Source organism: Falsiroseomonas sp. (assembly GCF_030695085.1).
GTDB lineage: Bacteria > Pseudomonadota > Alphaproteobacteria > Acetobacterales > Acetobacteraceae > Falsiroseomonas.
This window is the reverse complement of sequence record NZ_JAUYTS010000231.1, coordinates 14,096-38,242: the sequence shown is the minus strand read 5'-3', so window position 1 is coordinate 38,242 and position 24,147 is coordinate 14,096. Positions and strand designations below refer to the sequence as shown.

Here is a 24,147-nt window from a genome sequence, read left to right as displayed (position 1 = left end):
GGGCCGGGCGGAAGGCGTCGCGCTGATGGAGACGACGCCGGCCGGCGCCCTGCGGTCCTTCGCCGCGGCCGCGATCTGCCTGCCGGCCTTCCTGGCGCTGCGGGTCTTCGCCTGGAGCAGCATCGAAGCGCCGTCAGGTGGCCTGCTGCGCCCTCTGACGGCGGAGCTGACCGGCTATGTCTATGGCTGGGTGCTGTTCGTGCTGGTCTCCCTCCCGGTGATCGCCGGCTGGGGCCGTGCCGCGCTGTGGCCGCGCTTCGTCGTGGCGTGGAACTGGATCAGCGTGGTGCAGTACCTGGTGCAGATCGCCCTGGCGGTGCTGCTGTTCCTGGGGCCGCCCTCGATCCTGGCGCAGGGGCTGACGCTGGCGGTGATCGGCTATTCGCTGTGGCTCGAATGGTTCATGGCCAGGACGGTGCTCGGCATCTCCGGCGGCAGGGCGACCGGGCTGGTGGTGATGGACCTGGCGATCGGCCTGTTCATCGCGGGCTTCGTGCAGCGGCTTTCGATCGGCTGACACTATTGGGGAGAGAAACCATGCCGGATGCGCGCTACGAGGTGGCGGGATTGCTGCGCTTTGCCACCACCGCCTGCGCCGCGGCGGGGCTGGAATCGGAAAAGGCCCGCGCGGTGGCGGAGGTGCTGCTCGAGGGCGACCTGATGGGCCATGACACGCATGGCCTGGCGCTGCTGACGCCGTATCTCGACTCGCTGGTCTCCGGCGACATGCGCGCGGCCGGGGAGCCGGAGCTGGTCTCCGCCACCGCCGTCGCCGAGACCTGGGATGGCCGCAAGCTGCCCGGCCCCTGGCTGGTGCGCCGCGCCATCGCCCGGGCGGAAGCCGCCTCGGCCGAGATGGGGATCGGCGTGGTCAGTATCGGCCGCTGCCACCATATCGGCTGCCTCGCCGCCTATGGCCCGCCGGTGGCCGCCGCCGGGCGGATGCTGCTGCTGACCTGTTCGGACCCCGCAACCGGGTCCGTCGCGCCCTGGGGCGGCACGCGGCGCATCTACACGCCGAACCCGCTGGCCGCCGCCTGGCCGACGCCGGACGGGCCGGTGCTGATCGATGTCTCGATGTCCGTCACCACCAATGGCATGACCGGCCGCAAGCGCGCCGAGGGCAAGCTGTTCGACCATGAGGTGCTGCTGGATGCGAATGGCGCGCCGACGCGCGACCCGAACGCCTTCTGGGCCGATGGCTCGCTGATGCCGCTCGGCGGTGTCGAGGCCGGGCACAAGGGCTTCGCCCTCGGCCTGCTGATCGAGGTGTTGACCAGCGCGCTGGCCGGCCATGGCCGCGCCGATGCACCGACCGGCTGGGGCGCCTCCGTCCTGGTCATGGTGATCGACCCGGCCCGCTTCGGTGGCACCCAGGCCTTCCTGCGCGAGACCGGCTGGATGGCGGATGCCGTGCACGCCAACCCGCCCAAGCCGGGCGGCGAGGCCCCGCGCCTGCCGGGCGAACGCGCCATGGCGCGGCGTGCCCAGGCGATGGCGGAGGGTGTGGCGCTGCATCCGGCGATTCCGCCGGCGCTGGCCAAGCTGGCGCAGAGGTTCGACCTGGCGCTGCCGGAGGCCGTGTAGGGCGGGCCTTGCCCCCACCCCAATAACCCTTCGGCGTTGCATATTGCTTCAACCCCCCCCGCAAGGGCGGGGGGGGGTTCACACCCACTCGGGCTCCGGCTCATACCGGGCGAAGCGAAACACCAGCCCATCCGGCGGTGCCGTCTGCCCCGCCTTGGCGCGGTCCAACCCCTCCAGCACCTCATGCGGCCAGGTGACGGGGCGGCGGCCGTGGCCGACCTCGTACAGGGTGCCGACCAGGTTGCGGACCTGATGGTGCAGGAAGCTGCGGGCTTCCGCGATCACATGCACCTCCTCCCCGACCCGCGTCACCTCCAGCCGTTCGAGCGTGCGAATGGCGGACTTCGCCTGGCAGGAGGCGGCGCGATAGGCAGAAAAATCGTGCCGGCCGAGCAGCATCTGCGCCGCTTCATGCATCGCCGCCGCATCCAGCGGCCGCTTCACATGCCAAAGCTTCGCGGCTTCCATGGCCGGCCGCGCCGGGCGGTTCAGGATGCGGTAGCGATAGCCGCGGCCGAGGCAGTCGAAGCGCGCCGACCAGCTCTCGGCCACCCGCGCGGCGGCGCGCACCACAATCGGGTGCGGCAGCGTGCGGGCATTGATGGCATCGCGCACCCGCTCCGGCGGCAAATCCAGCGCCAATTCCAGATCGGCCACGGCACCTTCCGCATGCACCCCCGCATCGGTGCGGCCGGAGGCGGTGGCGGTGGGCGGCACGCCGCGGTTCAGCGGGGCGGCGGCTTCCTCCAGCAGTTTCTGGATGCTCGGCAGGTCGCGCTGGCGCTGCCAGCCGCAGAAATGCGTGCCGTCATATTCCAGCAGCAGCGCGTAGCGCGGCATTACCCGAGCTGCACCGGCAGGGCGTAGCCGCGCAGTAGATCCGCGGCGGCCATCGCGGCGCGGCCGGGGCGCTGCAGGCGCAACAGGCGCAGCGCGCCCTCGCCGCATGCCACGAGGTCCGGCGCCAGCAGCGTGCCGGGCGTGCCGTTGCCGGCGGCCGGCTCCGCCTCATGCACACGCATGATTTCCTCACCTGCCTGGAAGAAGCAGCCGGGCCAGGGGGTGAGGGCGCGGATGCGGCGGTCCAGCGCCACCGCCGGCTGCGTCCAGTCCAGCCGCCCATCCGCCTTGGCGAGCTTCGGCGCGTAGGTCACGCCATCCTCCGGCTGCGGCGTGGCGGGTGGGTTTTCCGCCAGCGCGCGCAGGATCAGCCGGGCGCCGATCCCGGCCAGCGCATCATGCAGTTCTGGCGTGGTTGCGCGGGGGCCGATTGGTGTCGATTCGGCCAGCAGCATCGGGCCGGTATCCAGCCCTTCCTCCATCTGCATGATGGTGATGCCGGTCTCCGCATCACCGGCCAGGATCGCCGCCTGAATCGGCCCGGCGCCGCGCCAGCGTGGCAGCAGGGAGGCATGGATGTTCAGGCAGCCGCGCTTCGGCGCATCCAGCATCGGCTTCGGCAGGATCAGCCCATAGGCGGCGACCACCGCCACATCGAGGTCCAGCCCGGCAAACGCCGCATGTTCCGCCGTATCCCGCTTCACCCGGGCCGGGGTGCGGACCGGCAGGCCCAACTCCAGCGCCGCGCGATGCACCGGGCAGGGCGTCTCCCGCTGCCCGCGCCCGGCGGGCTTTGGCGGCTGGGCATAGACGGCCACGATCTCATGCCCCGCCCGGTGCAGCGCCCGCAGCGCCGGCACGCTGAAATCCGGGCTGCCCATGAAGGCGAGGCGGAGCGGCTTCACTCCTGCGCCTTCAGCTTCAATTCCTTGGCCAGCTTCCGCAGCAGCATGTTCCGCTTCAGGGCGGAGATGTGGTCCACGAACAGCACGCCATCCAGATGGTCGATCTCATGCTGTAGGCAGGCGGAGAGCAGGCCATCGCCCTCGATCTCCTTCTTCGCGCCGGTCAGGTCCTGGTAGCGCACCTTCACCCGGGCCGGGCGTGTCACATCCGCATATTGGCCGGGCAGGGAAAGGCAGCCCTCCTCCCGCACCGCCGTCTCCGCGCTTTCGGCGATGATCTCGGGGTTCACCAGCACCATCGGGGCAGGAATGTCGTTCTCATGCAGGTCGAGCACCACCAGGCGCAGCAATTCGCCCACCTGCGGCGCGGCCAGGCCGATGCCGGGCGCCTTGTACATGGTGGCCAGCATGCGGGCGGAGAGGTCGGCGATACGCGCATCCCCGGCCGCAACCGGCTTCGCCTTGGCGCGCAGCCGCGGGTCCGGGACATTGAGGATGGGGAGAAGATCGGTCGCGGAGGTCATTTCGGTCACTCGCCCGCATCGCGGGCACTCTCGGGGGGGACGCGGAGAGGTAGCCCCGCCTTGCCCCCCTTGCAACGGCAGGCCTTGGCGCCAAAATTGCTCGAGGCGGGGTGCCTTGTGGCCCCGCGGAACCAAGGCTTCGCTCCTGAGCGAGGAGGCACCGGAAGATATGTCACGATCATCGCTATTCGGCTCGCCGCTGTTTCTCGGCTTCGATCATCTGGAGCAGATGCTCGACCGGGTGCAGAAAAGCGCCGATGGCTACCCCCCCTACAATATCGAGCAGACGGCGGAAACGCGGCTTCGCATCACGCTGGCGGTCGCCGGATTCTCGATGGATGACCTGCAGATCACGCAGGAGGACAACCAGCTGGTCATCCGTGGCCGGCAGCGGGACGATAGCGAGGGCCGGATCTTCCTGCACCGCGGCATCGCCGCGCGGCAATTCCAGCGCGCCTTCGTGCTGGCCGAGGGAATCGAGGTGGAAGGCGCCTGGCTCGATAACGGCCTGCTGCATGTCGACCTGCAACGGCCGCTGCCCGAGGTGCGGGTGAAGACCATCCAGATCGCCACCCGCGGCAATGGCCCGCAGCGCCCCGTTGTGGGGCAGGTGGCCGGTGGCCAGCCCTGCGAGAAGCTGCCGGGTGAGAAGCTTGTCGACAACCGGGCCAAGGAAAGCTGAGGCTCGTCGTGCGTTGTATTGGCGCGGGCCAGGAACGGCCGCGCCGGAAGGAGACCACCATGTCCGACTTCGATGGCGGCGCCGCAGAGGGCCGCGTGAACCTGACCCCGATGGCGCTTCGCAGCCTGTCGAACCTCGATTTCGCGCGCCTTGGCGCCGATGCGGTGGCCTATCTGCGCCCGGTGGTGATGAATGGCGCGCTGGCCTTTGCGATCCATGCGGCCGACGGCACGCCGATCGGCGCGGCGCCGAATGCCGACCTGGCCGCCGCGGCGATTCGCCAGCACGACATGGAACCCATGCTGGTTCATTGATCCGGGCGGGGTTTTCCCCGCTTCGTCCGAGCGTCTAGCCTGCCCGGACAAACCGGGCAGGAGAGACCCATGACCCTTGAAATCGGCCTTCTGCTGTTCCCGGATGTCCAGCAACTGGATCTCACCGGGCCCTACGAGGTTCTGGCCGGGCTGCCGGGCGCGCGGATGCATCTGGTGGCGGCGCAGGTGGGGCCGGTGCGCGCCTCGACCGGCCTGACCATGATGGCGACCACGGATTTCGCCGCCTGCCCGCAGCTCGATATTCTGTGCGTGCCCGGCGGCGGCGGGGTGAATGCGCTGCTGCGGGATGCCGTGGTGCTGGATTTCCTGCGGCACCAGGCGCCGGGTGCGCGCTACGTCACCTCCGTCTGCACCGGCGCGCTGGTGCTTGGTGCGGCCGGGCTGCTGCGCGGCAGGCGCGCCACCACCCATTGGAACGCCCACCACCTGCTGGCCCCGCTCGGCGCGATTCCGGTGCAGGCGCGGGTGGTGCAGGATGGCAATCTGTTCACCGGCGGTGGCGTCACCGCGGGCATCGACTTCGCCCTGGCGCTGGTGGCGGAAATTGCCGGGCCGGCGGTGGCGCAGTCAATTCAGCTCGGCCTGGAATACGCGCCCGCCCCGCCCTTCGATGCCGGTAGCCCCGAAACCGCGCCGCCCGAAATCCTGGCCGCGGTCCGGACGAAGACCGCCGCCACCCGGCAGGCGCGTGAGGCGCTGGTGGCCGAGGTGGCGGCGGGGTAGGCGCTCAGGCCGTCTTGGGGTCGATCCAGCCGATATTCCCGTCGCCGCGGCGATAGACCACGTTCAGCCCATTGGTCGCCCGGTTGCGGAACATCAGCACCGGCACATGCGCCAGATCCATCCGCATCACGGCCTCACCCACCGTCAGGCGATGGATCTCGGCCGGTGTCTCCGCCACCACGGCGGGGTTGTCGCCGGCTTCCTCCAGCGCGGGGTCGGGCGTCTCCTCATCCTCCTCCTGTCGCAGCACAACCTGGCGCGCGAGCTCGGCCACCTCCGGCTCGCGTTCACTGGCCAGGCTGCGGGCGTGGTCGTTCATGCGGCGGCGGTAGCGGCGCAGGCGCTTGGCGACGTGTTCGGCCGCCACGGTGAAGGCGCGATGCGCATCCGCGCCCTCACCCTCGCCTCGGAGGAACAGGTTGCGGCCGGCCTTCAGGTTGATGTCGCACAGGAAGGCGTGGCCCTTCGCGTCCCGGCTGAAGGTCACGTTTGCTTCCACGGCGTGGTCGAAATACTTGCGGGATATGGTTGTAAGGCCATCCCGCACATGCGTCTTCAACGCTTCTCCGGTTTCGACCTGCTTGCCTGCGACGGTGATATGCATGCGAGCTTCGCTCCTTCCTCCGCTATGGGGAAGGCCGCGCCCGGAAGGATAGGCGGCGATGTGACCCCGCCGCGGATGCGGCATGAGACCCGGCCGCGGATCAGGCCGGGACGGCCTTCTCCCGCTTGCGTTGCACTGATGATGGGATGCGCAACGCCTCGCGGTATTTGGCCACTGTTCGGCGGGCGATGTCCACTCCCTCCTTGCGCAAACGCTCGACGATCGCATCGTCGGAGAGAACATCCTCGCTGCTCTCGGCGCTGATCATCTCCCGGATGCGGAATCGCACCGCTTCGGCGGAGTGACTTTCGCCACCAAGTGTTCCCGCGATGGCAGTGGTGAAGAAATACTTAAGCTCGAAGGTCCCGCGCGGCGTGGCGATGTATTTATTCGCGGTCACGCGGCTGACGGTGCTTTCATGCATGGCGACATATTCGGCAACGTCGCGCAGGATCAGCGGCCGCAGATGCGCCACGCCATGGCGGAAGAAACCATCCTGCCGGCGCACGATCTCGGCCGCGACCTTGAGGATGGTGTTGGCGCGCTGTTCCAGCGACTTCACCAGCCAGGTGGCGGATTGCAGCCGGTCCGCGATGAAGGCCTTGTCGTCGCGGGATTTGGCACCGACCACCGCGCGGGCGTGGAAGCCGCGATTGATCAGCACGCGGGGCAGGGTCTCGGGGTTCAGCTCCACCGCCCAGCCATCATCCGGCAGGCGCTTCATCAGCACATCCGGCACCACCGCCATCGCGGGTGGCGCATCGAAGCTGGCACCCGGCTTCGGGTCCAGCCGCTTCAGCTCCGCGATCATGTCGGCCAGGTCTTCGGAATCGCATTCGCAGACCCGCATCAGGCCACGCAGGTCGCGCCGCGCCAGCATCTCCAGATTATCCAGCAGACGCTCCATGCAGGGGTCCAGCCGGTTGAGTTCCGCCAGCTGCACCGCCAGGCATTCGCGCAGGTCGCGGCAGAACATGCCGACCGGGTCGAGACGCTGCAGCCGTGCCCGCACAGCTGTCACCTGCGCCTCCGGGCAGCCCATGGCGCGGGCGATCTGGCAGTCGGTGATGGTCATCCGCCCGGCCGGGTCGACCAGCGCCAGCATCTGCGCCGCGATCAGCCTGTCGCGCGCATCGCCGAAGGTCAGGCGGACCTGTTCGCCCAGATGCTCGCGCAGCGATTTGCGGCCATCGGGCAGGTCCTCAATGTCCGACAGGCTGTCATCGAAATCCGCCCGGCCGCCGCGGCCGCCGGATTCGGCGAAGCCGCCGCCCGGCCCGTCGCTGTCATAGACATTGCCGTAATCGGCATCGAGCGGTGCCGCGCCGTCGGCCGGCATCTCGCCGGAGGTGGCGGCGGCGTGGGTGTCGGCGGGTTCCGGGGCAGGGGCCTCCGGCGCGCGTTCATCGGCGCGCGTCGCGGGTTCGGCGCGATCGTCCCTCTCCAGCAGCGGGTTGCGCTCCAGCTCCTCCTCGACGAAGGCGGTGACTTCCACATTGCTGGATTGCAGCAGCTTGATGGCCTGCCGCAGCTGCGGCGTCATCACCAGGGATTGCGATTGCCGCAGGTCCAGGCGTGGTCCGAGCGCCACGGCCTTCAGCCCCCAACCCGGCGATGCGCGGCGCTGATCATTCCGCGAGCCTAGAGCGAAAACCTTTCGCCGAGATAGACACGCCGCACACCCTCATGCGCGACGATGTCGCGCGGGTTGCCCTCCATCAGCACCTGGCCGTCGTGCAGGATGTAGGCGCGGTCGATGATCTCCAGCGTCTCACGCACATTGTGGTCGGTAATCAGCACGCCGAGGCCGCGATCCTTCAGGTGCTTCACCAGGTCGCGGATTTCCCCCACTGCGATGGGGTCGATACCGGCCAGCGGTTCATCCAGCAGGATGTAGCTGGGCTGGGTGGCCAGCGCGCGGGCAATCTCGCAGCGCCGGCGTTCGCCGCCCGACAGCGCCAGGGCGGGGGCACGGCGGAGATGGGCGATGCCGAATTCGGCCAGCAGGCTGTCCAGCATTTGTTCGCGCCGGTCGCGCACCGGCTCCACCACCTCCAGCGCCGCGCGGATATTGTCCTCCACCGACAGGCCACGGAAGATCGAGGCCTCCTGCGGCAGGTAGCCAAGGCCCAGGCGGGCGCGGCGATACATCGGCAGGAAGGTGACGTCATGGCCGTCCATGGTCACGGTGCCCTCATCGGGCTGCACCAGGCCGGTGATCATGTAGAAGGTGGTGGTCTTGCCGGCGCCGTTCGGGCCGAGCAGGCCCACCGCTTCCCCCCGCCGCAAGGTCAGCGAGACGTTCCGCACCACTGGCCGCTTCTTGTATCGCTTGCCAAGCCCGGTCGCGACCAGCCCGGTATTCTGGGCGGCGAGGCGTATCGGCGGCTGACGTGCGTCGCCCGTCCGTTCGCTCATGGGGACGCACTCGGGCGGCGGGCGGGGGGCGGGGCCGGGGTGCGGGGCGCCGGGCGCTGGGCCGGGGGCACCGTGGCCTCGCCCGGCTGCTGCTGCCCGGGCATCACCAACCCCTGCACGCGCGTGCCGGGGGCGGAGATCAGCCGGGACACGCCGGTTCGCAGGTTCACGATCGCTTCCTGGCCGTTCAACTGGTTCTCCCCACGGGTGATCCGGACACCGCCGACCAGCCGTGCGAGACCGGTCTGCGGGCTATACATGCCGCGCTCGCCGCGCACGACTTCCTCGGCGGAGCGGATTTCGACATTCCCATAGGCCTCGACGCGTTCGATCCGGCTGCTTTCACCCACTGCCGGCAGGCCGGCCACGGGCGGCGCGGCGGGTCGCGCCGGCGCCGGCGTCGGGACAGGCGCGCCTTCCGCCGGCGCATCGAGGAAATAGGCCACCAGCGTATCTGCGGCGATGCGCCGGCCATCCGAACTGACCACCACCGCGGCGCCGCGCGCCACCGCCATGCGGCGCTGCGGCCAGTATTCCAGGCTGTCACGCGCCGTGATGGTCTGGTCCGGCGTGGTCAGCGACAGGCCGCGGCCAGACAACACCATCACCGCCTGGTCCATGTCATAGACCGCGCGTTCACCCTCGGCGCGTTCGGTGGCGGAGGTGACGCGGACCCGGCCCTCCGCCTCCAGCCGCCAGATCTCGCCGCCCGAGAGCGGGCTGTCGCCGGGCTGCGGCGTGGCCGCCGCGCCGCCCCGCGGGCGGTAGCGGGCGATCAGCCGGTCCGCATCCACCGTGACGCCATCGCGCACCGCGCGCGCCTGGCCGCGGGCAATGACCACCTGTTCCTGCTGGCGCCATTCGATGCCGTCATTGGCGGTGATCTCCACCGGCCCGCCCTGGTTCAGGTCCAGGTTCTGCGCCCGCACCGCCTGGGGGGCGGGAACCGCCAGCAGCAGCGCGGCGACGAGTAGGCCGGCGCGGGTCCTGGTGCGGGTCATTGTCCACCTTCCAGAACCGCGCGGGCGCGGCCGGTGAAGACCACCACCTGGCCGCGATCGAACAGCCGGAAGCCTTCCGCCGTCAGATTGCCGAAGGGGCCCTGCGCGGCCACCGGGTCATCCCCCGTGGCGGCGCCGGCGCTGAGGTCGATGGCCGCGCGTTCCGTCACGAACTGGGTGCCGTCATCGTGGTGCACCGTGACCTTGCCCGCGAGGTCCAGCCGGTTGGTCGGACGGTTGAAGCGGCCCCGCTCGGATTCAAGGTAGACCCAGGCGCTGTCGCCCAGTAGCAGGTCGGCGCGCGGTTCGTTCAGCACCACCACATCCTCATTACCGCCCTGGGTCGCCAGGCTGGCCGTGACCGTATAGGGCCGGTTCTGCTCATCCACGCCCTGATAACGCGGGTCGACGATCCGCAGCGCATCCGGCGCCGTCTGCACCACCCGGCGGAAGGCAACGCGACCGCGATCCGCCGCACTGTCCAGCTCCGGCCACAACGCCACGGTGGCGAGCAGCGCGACGGCTGCCAGCGGCAACAACCGCTTGGCGATGCTGACCAGAATGCGCCGCCGCGCCAATTGTCCGACGCTCGGCGCCCGGCGTTCCCGTGAGGGCGCCAGCATGCGACGGTTGGGTGCGCGGGCGGCAGCGCCGGGGGGGGCGTTGGGCCGGGCGGAAATGGGCGGCGGCAATCTCACCTGGTTTTTATGGGCCTCGCCGGGCGGAGGGTCAACGCGAAGAACAGGCACGCCGCGCCCAGCGGACAAGAAACGTGCCAAGACGACCCGGTTCGGCCGCGAAGGATTTACGCGCCGGTCAATTCTTCCGCAGCGCGTGCCCGGACCGGATCAATGCGCGAAGATATCCGGGTCCTCATATCCCAGCAGGTCCAGACGGCCTCGCATGGGCAGGAAGTGGTAGCAGGCCTCGGCAATGTCCAGCCGCCCCTCCCGCTCCAGCAGCGCCTTCAGCCTGGCCCAGAGCGCATGCAGGTGCAGTACGTCGGAGGCCGCGTAGGTCAGCTGCTCCGGCGTCAGCTCCGCCTGGCCCCAGTCGCTGGATTGCTGCTGCTTGGACAGGTCGACGCCGAGCAGGTCGCGGCACAGATCCTTCAGCCCGTGGCGGTCCGTGTAGGTACGGACCAGCTTGGAGGCGATCTTGGTGCAGACCACGGGGGCAACCACGACGCCCAGCGCATTGTACAGCGCGGCGACATCGAAGCGGGCGAAGTGGAAGATCTTGAGCACCGCAGGGTCGGTCAGCAGGCGCTTCAGGTTGGGGCAATCCGCGCCGCGGCCACCCAGCCGCTCGGGCAGGATCTGCACGCAATGCGCGGTGCCGTCGCCAGCGGAGAGCTGCACCAGGCACAGCCGGTCGCGCCGCGGGTCGAGGCCCATGGTTTCGGTATCGATGGCGACGGAGGACCCGAAGTTCAGGCCATCCGGCAGGTCATGCCGATGCAGTCGGATCACGGCGGCCTTTGTGAAAAGGGTGGAACCCACCGCCGATGTGACCCCGCCCAAATAACCCCGAGGGGAGTGGTGCCCAGGAAAGGACTCGAACCTTCACGACCTTGCGGTCACTGGCACCTGAAGCCAGCGCGTCTACCAATTCCGCCACCTGGGCAAGGGGCGTCTTCCGACGTGCGGCGGGGTTTACGGGCGGCCCCGATTTCCGTCAAGCGGGTGACAGGCGGAATTCTTGCCGTGGCGTGACATCGCCTTGGCGCGGTACATGCGGCCCCATATGGTCCGGCAGCGAATGGTCAGATGGAGTGCGGATGATGCAGCAGGAACGCAAGGTCGCGACGGTTTTCGGCGGCGCCGGCTTCATCGGCCGCTACGTGGTGCAGCGGCTGGCGGCGCAGGGCTATGTGGTGCGGGTGGCCACGCGCAACCCGGCCGGCATGCGCTTCCTGACCACGCAGGGCCGGGTCGGCCAGATCGTGCCGCTCCAGGTCTCGGTGACGGATGCCGAGGCGCTGGCCCGCGCCGTCTCCGGCGCCGATGTGGTCATCAACCTGGTCGGCATCCTGCATGAGCACCGGGCCGGGGATTTCGAGCGGGTGCAGGGTCAGGCGCCGGGCCTGATCGCGGATGCCGCGGCGAAGGCGGGCGCGCGGCGCATGGTGCAGGTCTCCGCCATCGGCGCGGATGCCGGCAGCGAGAGCCTGTATGCGCGCAGCAAGGCGCAGGGGGAGGCGGCGGTGCTGGCGGCCTTCCCCACCGCCACCATCCTGCGGCCCTCGGTGGTTTTCGGGCCGGAGGACCAGTTCTTCAACCGCTTCGCCAGCATGGCACAGATGCTGCCCTTCATGCCGGTGGTCTCCGGCGATTCGCGCTTCCAGCCGGTCTATATGGCGGATGTGGCGGATGCGGTGATGGCGGCGCTGGAGCAGGACCAGGCCAAGGGCACCACCTATGAACTCGGCGGGCCGCGCGTGATGACGATGCGGGAGGTGCTGCGCTTCATCCTGGAGACGACGCATCGCCGCCGCCGGATGGTGGAGATGCCGATGGGGCTGATGCGCTTCCAGGCCCGGATCCTGGAAAAGCTGCCCAATCCGGCACTGACCAGCGACCAGCTTCTGCTGCTGGCCAAGGATAATGTGGCGTCGGCCTCCATGCCGGGGCTTGCCGCGCTCGGCATTGCTCCGAAATCCGTGGAATCGGTGGTGCCGGCCTATCTGCGGCGGTTCCGGCCCGGTGGCGGCCGGCGGGACCTCGCGACGGCATGAGGCCGCTTCGGACCCTTTGAGTGGCCCCCTTCTTCGGCCGGTTCGGGTTCGGAAGCGCGAGAGAAGAAAATACGACAGTTATACTGTCGTATAGGCCCAAAACGGACTCGCGTCCGTTTCGGCGCTGGTGTAGATGGCTCTCCCCGCGCCGCCGCCGGATGGTCGCGCGCTGTCAGGAGCCTGCGCCGCCATGGCCGATCGGATGCTGCAATTCGTGCGCCTCGACCAGCACCAGCCGGACAAACGCCCGGCCACGGCGCGGCGCGAGGACTTCGCCGAGATCTACCGGGAATTCGATCCTGACTCGGCCAAGGCGCAGTCCAGCCGCTGCAGCCAGTGCGGCGTGCCCTTCTGCCAGGTGCATTGTCCGCTCAACAACAATATTCCGGACTGGCTGAAGCTCACCGCGGAAGGCCGGCTCGAGGAGGCCTATGAGGTCGCCGCCGCCACCAACACCTTCCCCGAGATCTGTGGCCGCATCTGCCCGCAGGACCGCCTGTGCGAGGGCAACTGCGTCATCGAGAAGGATTTCGGCAGCGTCACCATCGGGTCGGTCGAGAAATACATCACCGACACGGCCTGGGAGAATGGCTGGGTCAAGGCGCCGAAGCCGCGGCGGGAACTGGCACAGTCGGTCGGCATCATCGGCGCCGGGCCGGGCGGGCTGGCGGCGGCCGAACGGCTGCGGATGCGCGGCTACCAGGTGCATGTCTATGACCGCTACGACCGCGTCGGCGGGCTGATGATCTACGGCATCCCCAACTTCAAGCTGGAGAAGGAGGTGGTGCTGCGCCGCTGGAAGCAGTTCGAGGAAGGCGGCATCCACTTCCACCTGAACATCGCCGTGGGGAAGGACATCACGCTGGAGGAGCTGCGCGTGAAGCACGACGCCGTGCTGATCGCGACCGGCGTCTACAAGGCCCGCGGCATGGCCGCCCCCGGCATCGGCCTGCCCGGCATCGTCCCGGCGCTGGACTATCTGACCGCGTCGAACCGTGCCGGGCTGGGTGAGAATGTGCCCGGCATGGCCAGCGGCACGATGAACGCCGCCGGCAAGCGCGTGGTCGTCATCGGCGGTGGCGATACCGCGATGGATTGCGTCCGCACCGCGGTGCGCCAAGGTGCTGCCTCCGTCACCTGCCTCTATCGGCGCGACAAGGCGAACATGCCCGGCTCGATGCGGGAGGTGTACAACGCCGAGGAAGAAGGCGTGACCTTCGAATGGCTCGGCGCGCCGGAGGCCTTCCTGGGCGATGCCGCCGTCACCGCCGTTCGCGCGCACCGCATGCATCTCGGCCTGCCGGATGCGACAGGGCGCCAGCAGGTCCAGCCGATTCCAGGCAGCAGCTTCGACCTGCCGGCCGACATCGTCATCATGGCGCTCGGCTTCGACCCGGAGGATCTGCCCAAGGCCTTCAACGAACCGGCGCTGCCGGTGACGAAATGGGGCACGCTGAAGGTGGACCATCGCACCATGATGACGGCGCTGCCGGGCGTGTTTGCCGCCGGTGACATCGTGCGCGGTGCCTCGCTCGTGGTCTGGGCGATCCGCGATGGCCGTGACGCGGCCGAGACCATGCACAGCTATATCGAGCAGAAGACCGCGGCGCTCGCCGTGGCGGCGGAGTGACGACGATGGACAACTACGTCGAGGATTTTCGCGCCAACGCCACGCTGCTTTCGGGCGCGGGACAAATCGACCTGACGGAACATGATGCCTGCGGCGTCGGGCTTGTCGCATCGCTGGATGGCCAGGCGCATCGCAAGGTGGTGCAGGCCGGCATCGATGCGCTGAAGGCGGTGTGGCATCGCGGCGCGGTGGATGCGGATGGCAAGACCGGCGACGGCGCCGGCATCCATATCGAGATCCCGCAGAATTTCTTCGCCGAAGTCGTGGAGCGCGGCGGCGACCGGCTGCGGCCAGGGCGCATCGCGGTGGGCATGGTGTTCCTGCCGAAGACCGATCTCGGCGCGCAGGAGCGTTGCCGGCAGATCGTGGAATCGGAAATCCTCGCCGCCGGCTACGCCATCTATTCCTGGCGCCAGGTTCCGATCGACGTGTCCTGCATCGGCGAGAAGGCCAATGCGACGCGGCCGGAGATCGAGCAGATCCTGCTGTGGAATCCGCGTGGCGTGGACGAGGATCTGTACGAGCGGGACATGTATGTGATCCGCCGCAGGATCGAGAAGCAGGCGATCGCGGCGCAGATTCCCGAACTGTACCTGTGTTCCCTGTCCTGCCGGTCCATCGTCTACAAGGGCATGTTCCTGGCGGAGAGCCTGACCGAATTCTACCCGGACCTGCTGGATGCGCGCTTCGTGTCGCGCTTCGCGATCTACCACCAGCGCTATTCGACCAACACCTTCCCGACCTGGCGTCTCGCCCAGCCCTTCCGTATGCTCGCCCATAACGGCGAGATCAACACCGTCCACGGCAACATCAACTGGATGAAGTCGCATGAGACGCGGCTGGCGCATCCGTTGCTGGATGCGCATATGGAGGACATCAAGCCGATCGTGCAGGCCGGCGGATCGGACACCGCGACGCTGGACAATGTGTTCGAGCTGCTGGTGCGCGGCGGCCGTGACGCGCCGATGGCGAAGTCCATGCTGATCCCGGAAAGCCTCGGCAGCAACGCGACCATGCCGGACGCGCACCGGGAGATGTTCCTGTACTGCAATGCGGTGATGGAACCCTGGGACGGCCCGGCCGCCATCGCGGCGACCGACGGCAAATGGGTGATCGGCGGGCTGGACCGCAACGGGCTGCGGCCGATGCGCTACAGCATCACCACGGACAACATCCTCATCATCGGCTCCGAGACCGGCATGGTGAAGGTGGATGAGAACCGCGTGGTGGCGAAGGGCCGTGTCGGCCCCGGCCAGTGCGTCGGCGTGGACCTGTCCACCGGCCGCTTCTATGGCGACACGGAGCTGAAGGATGCGCTCTCGTCGCGCAAGCCCTTCGGCGAATGGACCAGCCGCACCACCCGCATCGACGGCATCGTCAAGGCCGGCGCCGATGAGCAGGCGGAGCTGACCGGAGAGGCGCTGCGCCGCCGCCAGCTCGCCATGGGCTATACGCTGGAGGAGCTGGAGACGATCCTGCATCCGATGGTGGAGGATGCGGCGGAAGCCATCGGCAGCATGGGCGACGACACACCCATCGCCGTTCTCTCCACCCAGTACCGCGGCCTGCACCACTACTTCCGGCAGAATTTCAGCCAGGTCACCAACCCGCCGATCGATTCTCTGCGTGAGACGCGGGTGATGTCGCTGAAGACCCGCCTCGGCAATCTGGGCAACATCCTCGATGAGGACCCGACCCAGTGCGACATGCTGATGCTGGACAGTCCGGTTCTGTCCAATGCGGAATTCGCCGCCATGCGCGCCTATATGGGCGACACCGCCTGTGTGGTGGACTGCACCTTCGCGGTCGCGGATGGCGAGCAGGGCCTGCGCCACGCCATCGAGCGTATCCGGCGTGAGGCCGAGGAAGGCGTGCGCAGCGGCTGTGCGCATGTGATCCTGACCGATGAAGGGCAGGGCGCGGCGCGTGCCGCCATCCCGATGATCCTCGCGGTCGGTGGCGTGCACACGCATCTGGTGAAGAATTCGCTGCGGACCTTCACCAGCCTGAACCTGCGCTGCGCCGAATCCATCGATGTGCACTACATCGCCGTGCTGATCGGTGCCGGCGCCACCACGGTGAACGCCTATCTGGCGCAGGAGAGCATCGCGGACCGGCACCGCCGCGGGCTGTTCGAGGGCCTTTCGCTGAAGGATTGCGTCGCCCGCTACAAGAAGGCGGTCGATAAGGGGCTGCTGAAGGTGATGTCCAAGATGGGCATCTCCGTCATTTCGTCCTACCGCGGCGGTATGAATTTCGAGGCGATCGGACTGTCCCGCGCGCTGGTGGCCGAGTTCTTCCCGGGCATCGCCAGCCGCATCTCCGGCATCGGCCTGTCCGGCATCGCGCGGCGCGTGCTGGCGCTGCATGAGAAGGCCTGGGATGCGGATGCGGTGACGCTGCCGGTGGGCGGGTTGTACAAGCTGCGCAAGCGCGGCGAGAACCACGCCTTCGACGGGTCGCTGATCCACACGCTGCAGAAGGCGGTGGAGACGGATAGCTACCAGACCTTCAAGCGGTATTCGGAGGGCGTGCGGAAGCTGCCCCCCGTCGCGCTGCGCGACCTGCTGGATTTCCGGGCGGAGGGGCGCGTGCCCGTCTCGCTCGAGGAAGTCGAGAGCATCACCGAAATCCGCAAGCGCCTGGTGGCACCTGGCATTTCCCTCGGTGCCCTTTCGCCGGAAGCGCATGAGACGCTGTCGATTGCCATGAACCGCATCGGCGCGCGCAGCGACAGCGGCGAGGGTGGCGAAGATCCCGCGCGGGCGCGGCCGCGCCGCAATGGCGACAACGCGAATTCCGCCATCAAGCAGATCGCCTCGGGCCGCTTCGGTGTCACCGCCGAATACCTGAACAACTGCAAGGAAATCGAGATCAAGGTCGCGCAGGGCGCCAAGCCCGGCGAGGGCGGGCAGCTGCCCGGCTTCAAGGTGACCGAACTCATCGCCAAGCTGCGGCATTCGACGCCGGGCGTGATGCTCATCTCGCCGCCGCCGCACCACGACATCTACTCGATCGAGGATCTTGCGCAGCTCATCTACGATCTGAAGCAGATCAACCCGGAAGCCACCGTCTGCGTGAAGCTGGTGGCGCGGTCCGGCATCGGCACCATCGCGGCCGGCGTGGCGAAGGCGAAGGCGGATGCGATCCTGGTCTCCGGCCATTCCGGCGGCACGGGTGCCTCGCCCGTTTCCTCCATCAAGCATGCCGGCCTGCCCTGGGAGATGGGGCTGACCGAGACGCATCAGGTGCTGATGCTCAACCGCCTGCGGCATCGCGTGAAGCTGCGGACGGATGGCGGGCTGAAGACCGGGCGGGACGTGGTGATTGCGGCCATGCTGGGCGCCGAGGAATTCGGCATCGGCACGGCGAGCCTCGTCGCCATGGGCTGCATCATGGTGCGCCAGTGCCACTCCAACACCTGCCCGGTCGGCGTCTGCACCCAGGACGACGCGCTGCGGCAGAAGTTCGCCGGCACGCCGGAGAAGGTCATCAACCTGTTCAGCTTCGTGGCGGAGGAGGTGCGCGAAATTCTCGCCGGCCTCGGCTTCCGCCGGCTGACGGAGGTGATCGGCCGCACCGACCTGCTGCGCCAGGTCAGCCGCGGTGCGGAGGATCTGGATGACCTCGACCTGAACCCGCTGCTGGTGAAGGCGGATTCGGGCGCGCACGCCGCCTACTGCACCCTCGAAGGCCGCAACGAGGTGCCGGAGACGTTGGACGCCGACATGATCCGCGATGCGGCGGCGCTGTTCGAGCGCGGCGAGAAAATGCAGCTCGCCTACAACATCCGCAACACGCACCGCGCCATCGGCACCAAGATCAGCAGCAAGATCGTCCGGCGCTTCGGGATGGAGGGGCTGCAGCGCGGCCATCTCTCGGTGCGCCTGCGTGGCTCGGCCGGGCAGTCGCTCGGTGCCTTCGCGGTGCGTGGCCTGAAGCTGGAAGTCTTTGGCGACGCCAATGACTATGTCGGCAAGGGCCTGTCCGGCGGCACCATCGTGGTGCGGCCGGCGCCGTCCTCCACTTTGGTGTGGAAGGACAACACCATCATCGGCAACACCTGCCTGTATGGTGCGACCAGCGGCGCGCTGTTCGCGGCGGGGCAGGCGGGGGAACGCTTCGCGGTGCGCAATTCCGGCGCGCTGGCGGTGGTGGAAGGCGTCGGTGCCAATGGCTGCGAATACATGACGGGCGGCACCGTCGTGATCCTCGGCCCGGTCGGCGACAATTTCGGCGCAGGCTTCACCGGCGGCATGGCCTTTGTCTATGACGCCGGCGCCAGCTTCGAACACCGCGTGAACCCGGAGACGCTGCTCTGGCGTCGCATCGGCGGCTCCGCCCATTGGGATGCCGCGCTGCGTGAGCATGTCGCGCGGCATGTCGAGGAAACCAACAGCCCCTTCGCCGCCCGCCTGTTGAATGACTGGGCGACGGAGCGGCTGAACTTCTGGCACGTCGTGCCGAAGGATTTCTCCCGGTATTTGCCGCAGCCGATGGAAGACGCGCTGGCCGTCGCCGCGGAGTGATCCTCCAGGCCACGCGGCGCGGGCTTCTCAGCCTGGCCATCCCTGGTTGCGCGTCGGCGCAACCAGGGATGGTCACGCCGCCGGCGGCACCGGGTGGCGGCCTGCACGCCCGCGCTGCCGCCAAGGGCCTCGCCTTCGGCGCCGCGCTCAGCACGCGCCAATTGATGGAGCCGGACCTCGCCGCCGCCTTCCGCGCCGATTGCGGGCTGCTGGTCGCCGAGTATGAGATGAAATGGGCGGAGCTGGAGCCGCAGGCCGGCAACCGCCGTACCCGTCGCGCCGACCAGCTTTTCGATTTCGCCCGCCGCAACGGCATGGCCGTGCGCGGCCACACCCTGCTGTGGCATGAGAGTGAGCCGCGCTGGTTGGCGGATCTTTCGGCGCGGGGCACGGCGGCGGCCATGGCGCAGCATGTCGATGCCACGATGCTGCGCTGGCAGGGCCGCGTCACCACCTGGGATGTGGTGAATGAGGCGGTGGCACCGGAGGATGGGCGCCCGGATTTCCTGCGCCGCACCTGGCTGCTGAACCGCCTGGGGCCGGATTACCTGCCGCAGGCCTTCCACATGGCCCGCGCCGCGGACCCCGCCGCGCGGCTCGCCTATAATGATTTCGGCTGCGAGCACGCCACCGCGTGGTCCCGCCGCCGCCGCCTCGGCGTGCTCGGCCTGCTGCGGGGGCTGCGCCGGGTGGGCGCGCCGGTGCAGGTGCTGGGCGTGCAGGCGCATCTGCAGGCCGGCCAGCCTTTCGAGGCCTCCGAATGGCGCGCCTTCCTGGCCGATGTTGCGGCGCTGGGCCTGACCATCGAGGTGACGGAGATGGACGTGAATTGCAGCGCCTTGCCGGCCGCTTCCGGGCCGCGCGATGCGGCCGCGGCCGATCTGGTGCGGCGCTTCCTGGATGCGACGCTGGCGGAACCGGCGGTGCGCGCCGTGGTGACCTGGGGGCTGACGGACCGCCATTCCTGGATCCGCGAGGGCCGTCTGCCGGAACATCGCCGCCGCGACACCGCGCAGGCGCGGCCGCTGCCCTATGACGATGCGATGCGCCGCAAGCCGATCTGGGCCGCCATCGCCGCATCCCTGGATGCGGCGCCGCGACGGGCGTAGCAGCTTATCAACCTGCGGCTGCGGGTTGGCCCCGGGGGCGCCACGTGCAATATTCCCACCGTCTCAAATATCGGCACGCATGCGGACCCTTTTTCACCTTCCTCTTTCCCCCTTTGCCCGCAAGGTCCGCCTCGCTCTGGCCGAGAAGCGCCTTCCCTTCGATCTGCGGATCGAACGGGTGTGGGAGAGGCGTGAGGAATTCCTGGCGGTGAATCCCGCCGGCACGGTGCCGCTGCTGCAGGAATCCAACGGCCTTTCGATCGCCGATTCCTATGCGATCTGCGAGTATCTCGACGAGGCCTATCCGGACATGCCGCTGCTCGGCCGCACGCTGGGTGAGCGGGCGGAAATGCGGCGGCTGGTCGCCTGGTTCGACCACAAATTCTACGCCGAGGTCACCCGCAACCTGGTGTTCGAGAAGCAGATGAAGCGGCTGCTCGGCCGGGGCAATCCGGACGCCACGGCGATCCGCGCCGGCTATGCGAATCTGAAGCCGCATCTCGAATATATCGGCTGGCTGGCGGAAACCCGCGCCTGGCTCGGCGGGCCGCAGATCGGCTTGGCGGATCTGGCGGCGGCGGCGCAGCTTTCGACGCTGGATTATATCGGCGACGTGGACTGGTCAATCTGCGATGCGGCGAAGGATTGGTATGCGCGGGTGAAGTCCCGCCCCAGTTTCCGCCCGCTGCTGGGCGACCGCGTCACCGGCGTGGTGCCGCCGCCGCATTACGACGATCTGGATTTCTGACGCCGGACCCGTTCAGCGCCGCGCCGGCCCGGCCTCGTTCAGCGCCAGGTTCTGTGCCGCGAGGTCTGCTGTCGGCGAATTGGGCGAAAGGGCGATGGCGCGCTGCCAATCCTCCCGCGCGCCTGTGCCATCGCCGCGCAGCTGGCGGATGATGCCGCGTTCCAGCAGCGCCTCGGCGCTGGCCGGGTCCGACTCCAGCGCGCGTTCGATATCGCGGGCGGACAGGTCCACCCGGTCCAGGTGCCGGTTGGCGGCCGCGCGGAAGACCAGCGCCTCCGCCCGGTTCGGGTCGAGCACCAGGGCGCGGTCCAGATCCTCGATCGCCTCCTGGTAGCGGGACAGGCTGCCGAGCGTCACGGCGCGGTCCACCAGCAGGTCCACATCCTCCGGCGACAGGGTCAGCGCCAGGGTGGCGGCGCCATAGGCGCGGTTGGCCTCGCCGGCCATCAGCCAGGCCTGGGTTGCCTGGGCAAAGACCGCGGCGCGCGCCTGGCTTGTCGCGGCCGATTGGGTGGCCAGCGTCTCCAGCCGCTGCGCCGCCAGGGCTGGCTCGCCCAGCGCCAGCAATGCCAGCGCCTGGCATTGCCGCGCACCCTCCCCACCGCCTTCGCGGCTCCAGGACTCGGCGAAGGCGCGGGCGGCCTCGGGGTCGCCGCGGAGCAGGCCCAGGCAGCGCTCGAATTCCGGGCCATCGGCCAGGCGCGGCGGCTGCGGCGGGGTTGGCATGCGGTCCTCGGCGGTCTGTGCCGGGCTGGGGGTGAGCGCCACCCAGCCAATCGCACCCAGCGCCGTCAGTGCGGCGGCAGCGAAGGCTCCGAGGAGAACGGTGCGGGTCTGGCGTTGCATGTCCTGCGATCCTACCCATGGGTGCGACAAGGCGCCAGTTGTGCGACAGGGGGGCGAGTTGACATTACGGATGTTAGTGGCCGGTCTTGGCTATTCCGGGGCGGCAATCGCGGTGGAGGCCGCCGCCAAGGGCTTCGCGGTGACCGGCACGGCGCGGGATCCGTCGCGTGCGGCGGCGGTTCCCCTGGTTGGATTCGCCGAGGCTGGGGAGGCGATTCGGGCCGCAACGCATCTGATCGTGACCGCAGGGCCGGAGGAGGCAGGCTGCCCGGTGCTGCTGGCGCATGCGGCGGCGATTGCCGGGGCGCCTGACCTGCGCTGGATCGGCTACCTCTCCACCACCGGGGTCTATGGCGACCGTGGCGGGGCGGAGGTGGATGAGGCGACTTCCCCCGCGCCGGGCCAGCCCCGCTCCGCCCACCGCCTGCGTGTCGAGGAGGCCTGGCGCGCGGTCGCGGCGGCGCGGGGCGCGGCGCTGGACCTGTTCCGGGTAGGCGGCATCTATGGCCCCGGCCCGGGTCGCAGCGCGTTGGAGGATGTGCGGCGCGGCACGGCGCGGCGGGTGGTGAAGCCCGGCCATTCCTTCAGCCGCATTCACCGGGACGATATCGCGCTCGCCGTGGTCGCCGCCGCGCGGCAGGATCATGCCGGTACGCGGGTGCTGCATCTGGTGGATGACGAACCGGCGCCGAATGCGGATGTGGTGGCGGAGGCGGCGCGGCTGCTGGGCGTGGCGCCGCCGCCCGAGATTCCCTTCGAGCAGGCCAGCGTGGCGATGTCGCCGATGGGGCGATCCTTCTGGGCCGAAAATCGCCGCGTCGCCAATGCAGCGACCAAGGCGGCGCTTGGCATTGCGTGGCGCTACCCGACCTACCGGGAGGGTCTGGCCCAGATCCTGAAAGGCTAGCCCAGCAGGCTCTCCACCGTCTCCGCCAGCAGGCGCAGGTCTTCCGGCCGGGACAGGCGGTGGTCGCCATCCTTTATCAGGTGCAGCCGCACATCGCCGCCCTCCAGTGCCTCCACCAGGCGCAGCGCGTGCTGCCAGGGTACGTCCGGATCGGCCATGCCCTGCAGGATGCGGACCGGGCAGGGCAGGGGGAGCGGGCCGCCGAGGACGCATTGCTTGCGGCCATCCTCGATCAAGGCGCGGGTCACCGGCGTCGGCTCGCCATATTGGCTGGGCAGGTGGATCACGCCATCCCGCATCACCGCCTGCTTCTGCGCCTCCGAGAAGCCCGGCCACATCAGTGTCTCGGTAAAATCCGGCGCCGGGGCCAGCCCGATGAAGCCGGCGAGGCGCGCCGGGCGCTGGCGGGCCAGCAGCAGACCGATCCAGCCGCCCATGGAGGAGCCGACGAGGATCTGTGGCCCCTCGGTCAGCGCATCGAACAAAGCCAGCGCATCGGCCGCCCATTGGCCGATCGTGCCATCCTCGAACCGCCCGGCCGATGCGCCATGGCCGGAATAGTCCAGCCGCAGGAAGGCGCGGCCGGTCGCCGCGCAGTGGTCGCGCAGCGCCAGCGCCTTGGAGCCCTGCATGTCGCTGCGGAAGCCGGGCAGGAACACCACCCCGGGGCCGCGCCCGGGCAGCCGCGCCCAGGCGAGGCGGCCATCCAGCAGGCCGGTTTCCTCCCTCATGCCGGAAAGCCGCGCTTCGCCAGGTTGGCCATCAGCGCGCCGATGCCGAAGCTCCAGGGCGGGCAGGAATCGGTGCGATCCACCTCATTCTCCAGCGCGCCGAGGCGGGGCGTCGCGATGCGGACCACATCGCCCGGGTGATGCGTGAAGCCCATCCCCGCCGCGCCGCGATCCTTGGAGGGTGAGAAGGGCGTGCCGAGGAACAGCACCGCGCCATCCGGATATTGGTGATGCGCGCCGATCATCTGGCCCACCACCTCCGTCGGGTCGCGAGAGATCGCGCCGATGCGGCCGGAATCGCGCAGGTCGAAGCCATCGCGGCCAGTGATGGTCAGCGTCAGCTCCGCCTGGCGCACATCCTCCAGCGTGAAGCCCTCATCGAACAGCCGCACCAGCGGGCCGAGGGCGCAGGCGGCGTTGTTGTCCTTGGCGCGGCCGAGCAGCAGGGCGCTGCGGCCCTCCACGTCGCGCAGGTTCACATCATTGCCCAGCGTCGCGCCGACGATTTTTCCGCGCGCGTTGACCACCATGACGGCTTCCGGCTCCGGGTTCGACCATTGGCTGACCGGATGCACGCCGACCTTGGCGCCCGGGCCGACGGCGGACAGCACGGGGCCCTTGGTGAAGATCTCCGCATCCGGGCCGATGCCGACTTCCAGGTACTGGCTCCACCAGCCCTTGGCGACGAGCGCGGCCTTCACCCGCGTGGCTTCCACGCTGCCGGGGACCAGATTGGCCAGATCGTCGCCGATCATCTCCCGCACCTCGGCGCGGATCGCCTCGGCCTGGCTGGCATCGCCGCGGCAGCGTTCCTCGATCACGCGCTCCAGCATCGAGCGCACATAGGTGACGCCGGCGGCCTTGATGACCTGCAGGTCGATCGGCGCCAGCAGCCAGGGTTTCTCCGAATTGCGCGCCGCGTGATGCGCATTGGCCAGCGCGGCCGGCAGGTCCAGCGCCCTGGGCACGCCGCGCGCGGTGATGGCGGCGATCGGGTCGTCGCTGTTCAGCCAGGCGCTGGCGGTGCCGAAGGAAGGCGTCATGTCGAAGGCCTCGCCATGGCGCAGCGCGAAGACGCTCGGACCCTCGGGCGTCATCAGGCGCAGCGCGAAATGGCCGGAGTCGAGGTCCTGCGGCAGCGCTTGTGTCTCGGTCATGATGGGTTTTGCGTCCCTTTCCTGGCGTGGGCCGAGCCTACAGCTTCCACGCGCGTGGCCAAGCCGGTGCGGCTTTTCCGCCGCGCCGCGCGGGTGCAGCATGGGCCGGTGGCCAGCCTCGTGCGGCCCTGCGC

Annotated in this window: 23 protein-coding genes and 1 tRNA gene; 11 read left to right on the top strand and 13 right to left on the bottom strand. The window is 69.2% G+C overall.

Annotated elements, in window-relative coordinates:
- Positions 1–25: 25 nt before the first annotated feature.
- Both Q8S40_RS23875 and Q8S40_RS23870 read left to right on the top strand, forming a co-directional pair.
- A complete protein-coding gene (locus Q8S40_RS23875) occupies positions 26–517 on the top strand; it encodes a hypothetical protein (RefSeq protein ID WP_304807591.1) in 492 nt (163 codons plus the stop codon).
- 20 nt (positions 518–537) lie between these two features.
- Positions 538–1,587, top strand: coding sequence for an Ldh family oxidoreductase (locus tag Q8S40_RS23870; protein WP_305672410.1), 1,050 nt, complete (start codon positions 538–540; stop codon positions 1,585–1,587).
- 78 nt (positions 1,588–1,665) lie between these two features.
- Here Q8S40_RS23870 and truA read toward each other — a convergent pair whose 3' ends face one another.
- The 3 genes from truA to def are packed head-to-tail and all read right to left on the bottom strand — an operon-like array spanning position 1,666 to position 3,856.
- On the bottom strand, positions 1,666–2,427 hold the full coding sequence (gene truA, locus Q8S40_RS23865; protein WP_305672409.1) for a tRNA pseudouridine(38-40) synthase TruA: 762 nt from the start codon (positions 2,425–2,427) through the stop codon (positions 1,666–1,668).
- Positions 2,427–3,308 carry a methionyl-tRNA formyltransferase gene (gene fmt, locus Q8S40_RS23860; protein WP_305672437.1) on the bottom strand — a complete coding sequence of 294 codons (882 nt, stop codon included), beginning with the start codon at positions 3,306–3,308 and terminating at the stop codon, positions 2,427–2,429. The genes truA and fmt overlap by 1 nt, the downstream gene beginning before the upstream one ends.
- 20 nt (positions 3,309–3,328) lie before the next feature.
- Positions 3,329–3,856 (bottom strand): peptide deformylase, encoded by a 528-nt coding sequence (gene def / locus Q8S40_RS23855; protein ID WP_305672408.1) that lies wholly within the window; start codon positions 3,854–3,856, stop codon positions 3,329–3,331.
- A gap of 169 nt (positions 3,857–4,025) precedes the next feature.
- Here def and Q8S40_RS23850 point away from each other — a divergent pair, with 169 nt between their 5' ends.
- The 3 genes from Q8S40_RS23850 to Q8S40_RS23840 all read left to right on the top strand — a co-directional run bounded on the left by Q8S40_RS23850 (position 4,026) and on the right by Q8S40_RS23840 (position 5,596).
- The gene (locus tag Q8S40_RS23850; protein ID WP_305672407.1) at positions 4,026–4,538 is read left to right on the top strand and encodes an Hsp20 family protein; all 513 of its coding nucleotides are present in this window, start codon (positions 4,026–4,028) and stop codon (positions 4,536–4,538) included.
- 59 nt (positions 4,539–4,597) lie between these two features.
- Complete coding sequence (locus tag Q8S40_RS23845) at positions 4,598–4,852, top strand: DUF1150 family protein (RefSeq protein WP_304807583.1); 255 nt, start codon at positions 4,598–4,600, stop codon at positions 4,850–4,852.
- Positions 4,853–4,921: 69 nt separating this feature from the next.
- Complete coding sequence (locus Q8S40_RS23840; protein WP_305672406.1) at positions 4,922–5,596, top strand: DJ-1/PfpI family protein; 675 nt, start codon at positions 4,922–4,924, stop codon at positions 5,594–5,596.
- Between the two features lie 4 nt (positions 5,597–5,600).
- Here Q8S40_RS23840 and hpf read toward each other — a convergent pair whose 3' ends face one another.
- From hpf to Q8S40_RS23805, 7 genes are all read right to left on the bottom strand, one after another.
- A complete protein-coding gene (gene hpf, locus Q8S40_RS23835) occupies positions 5,601–6,200 on the bottom strand; it encodes a ribosome hibernation-promoting factor, HPF/YfiA family (RefSeq protein ID WP_304807579.1) in 600 nt (199 codons plus the stop codon).
- A gap of 100 nt (positions 6,201–6,300) precedes the next feature.
- Positions 6,301–7,791, bottom strand: a complete 1,491-nt coding sequence (gene rpoN, locus Q8S40_RS23830) for an RNA polymerase factor sigma-54 (protein WP_305672405.1) — start codon at positions 7,789–7,791, stop codon at positions 6,301–6,303.
- 50 nt (positions 7,792–7,841) lie between these two features.
- Positions 7,842–8,618, bottom strand: a complete 777-nt coding sequence (lptB, locus tag Q8S40_RS23825) for an LPS export ABC transporter ATP-binding protein (RefSeq protein ID WP_304807575.1) — start codon at positions 8,616–8,618, stop codon at positions 7,842–7,844.
- Positions 8,615–9,619: an LptA/OstA family protein gene (locus tag Q8S40_RS23820; protein ID WP_305672404.1), complete on the bottom strand. Its 1,005-nt coding sequence runs from the start codon at positions 9,617–9,619 to the stop codon at positions 8,615–8,617. The genes lptB and Q8S40_RS23820 overlap by 4 nt, the downstream gene beginning before the upstream one ends.
- A complete protein-coding gene (gene lptC, locus Q8S40_RS23815) occupies positions 9,616–10,242 on the bottom strand; it encodes an LPS export ABC transporter periplasmic protein LptC (protein WP_305672403.1) in 627 nt (208 codons plus the stop codon). Before lptC ends, Q8S40_RS23820 begins: the two co-directional genes overlap by 4 nt.
- A 225-nt stretch (positions 10,243–10,467) precedes the next feature.
- Positions 10,468–11,121, bottom strand: coding sequence for a ribonuclease D (locus Q8S40_RS23810; protein WP_304807569.1), 654 nt, complete (start codon positions 11,119–11,121; stop codon positions 10,468–10,470).
- Between the two features lie 37 nt (positions 11,122–11,158).
- A tRNA-Leu gene (locus Q8S40_RS23805) sits at positions 11,159–11,245 on the bottom strand.
- Positions 11,246–11,402: 157 nt separating this feature from the next.
- Between Q8S40_RS23805 and Q8S40_RS23800 the strand changes: the two genes are divergently transcribed.
- From Q8S40_RS23800 to Q8S40_RS23780, 5 genes are all read left to right on the top strand, one after another.
- Positions 11,403–12,356 (top strand): complex I NDUFA9 subunit family protein, encoded by a 954-nt coding sequence (locus Q8S40_RS23800; RefSeq protein ID WP_305672402.1) that lies wholly within the window; start codon positions 11,403–11,405, stop codon positions 12,354–12,356.
- A 190-nt stretch (positions 12,357–12,546) separates the two neighbouring features.
- Positions 12,547–13,986 (top strand): NAD(P)-dependent oxidoreductase, encoded by a 1,440-nt coding sequence (locus tag Q8S40_RS23795; protein ID WP_305672401.1) that lies wholly within the window; start codon positions 12,547–12,549, stop codon positions 13,984–13,986.
- Between the two features lie 5 nt (positions 13,987–13,991).
- The gene (gene gltB / locus Q8S40_RS23790) at positions 13,992–18,515 is read left to right on the top strand and encodes a glutamate synthase large subunit (protein ID WP_305672400.1); all 4,524 of its coding nucleotides are present in this window, start codon (positions 13,992–13,994) and stop codon (positions 18,513–18,515) included.
- Between the two features lie 68 nt (positions 18,516–18,583).
- A complete protein-coding gene (locus tag Q8S40_RS23785) occupies positions 18,584–19,624 on the top strand; it encodes an endo-1,4-beta-xylanase (protein ID WP_305672399.1) in 1,041 nt (346 codons plus the stop codon).
- A 79-nt stretch (positions 19,625–19,703) separates the two neighbouring features.
- Positions 19,704–20,372 carry a glutathione S-transferase family protein gene (locus Q8S40_RS23780; RefSeq protein WP_304807560.1) on the top strand — a complete coding sequence of 223 codons (669 nt, stop codon included), beginning with the start codon at positions 19,704–19,706 and terminating at the stop codon, positions 20,370–20,372.
- 12 nt (positions 20,373–20,384) lie between these two features.
- Here the strand turns inward: Q8S40_RS23780 and Q8S40_RS23775 are convergent, their stop codons facing one another.
- Positions 20,385–21,218 (bottom strand): tetratricopeptide repeat protein, encoded by an 834-nt coding sequence (locus Q8S40_RS23775; RefSeq protein WP_305672398.1) that lies wholly within the window; start codon positions 21,216–21,218, stop codon positions 20,385–20,387.
- A gap of 70 nt (positions 21,219–21,288) precedes the next feature.
- Here Q8S40_RS23775 and Q8S40_RS23770 point away from each other — a divergent pair, with 70 nt between their 5' ends.
- A complete protein-coding gene (locus tag Q8S40_RS23770; RefSeq protein ID WP_305672397.1) occupies positions 21,289–22,125 on the top strand; it encodes an SDR family NAD(P)-dependent oxidoreductase in 837 nt (278 codons plus the stop codon).
- Here the strand turns inward: Q8S40_RS23770 and Q8S40_RS23765 are convergent.
- The gene (locus Q8S40_RS23765) at positions 22,122–22,856 is read right to left on the bottom strand and encodes a carboxylesterase (protein WP_305672396.1); all 735 of its coding nucleotides are present in this window, start codon (positions 22,854–22,856) and stop codon (positions 22,122–22,124) included. The genes Q8S40_RS23770 and Q8S40_RS23765 overlap by 4 nt on opposite strands.
- Entirely contained in the window at positions 22,853–24,013 is a 1,161-nt protein-coding gene (locus tag Q8S40_RS23760) for a fumarylacetoacetate hydrolase family protein (protein ID WP_305672395.1), read from the bottom strand. Before Q8S40_RS23760 ends, Q8S40_RS23765 begins: the two co-directional genes overlap by 4 nt.
- Positions 24,014–24,147 lie beyond the last annotated feature (134 nt).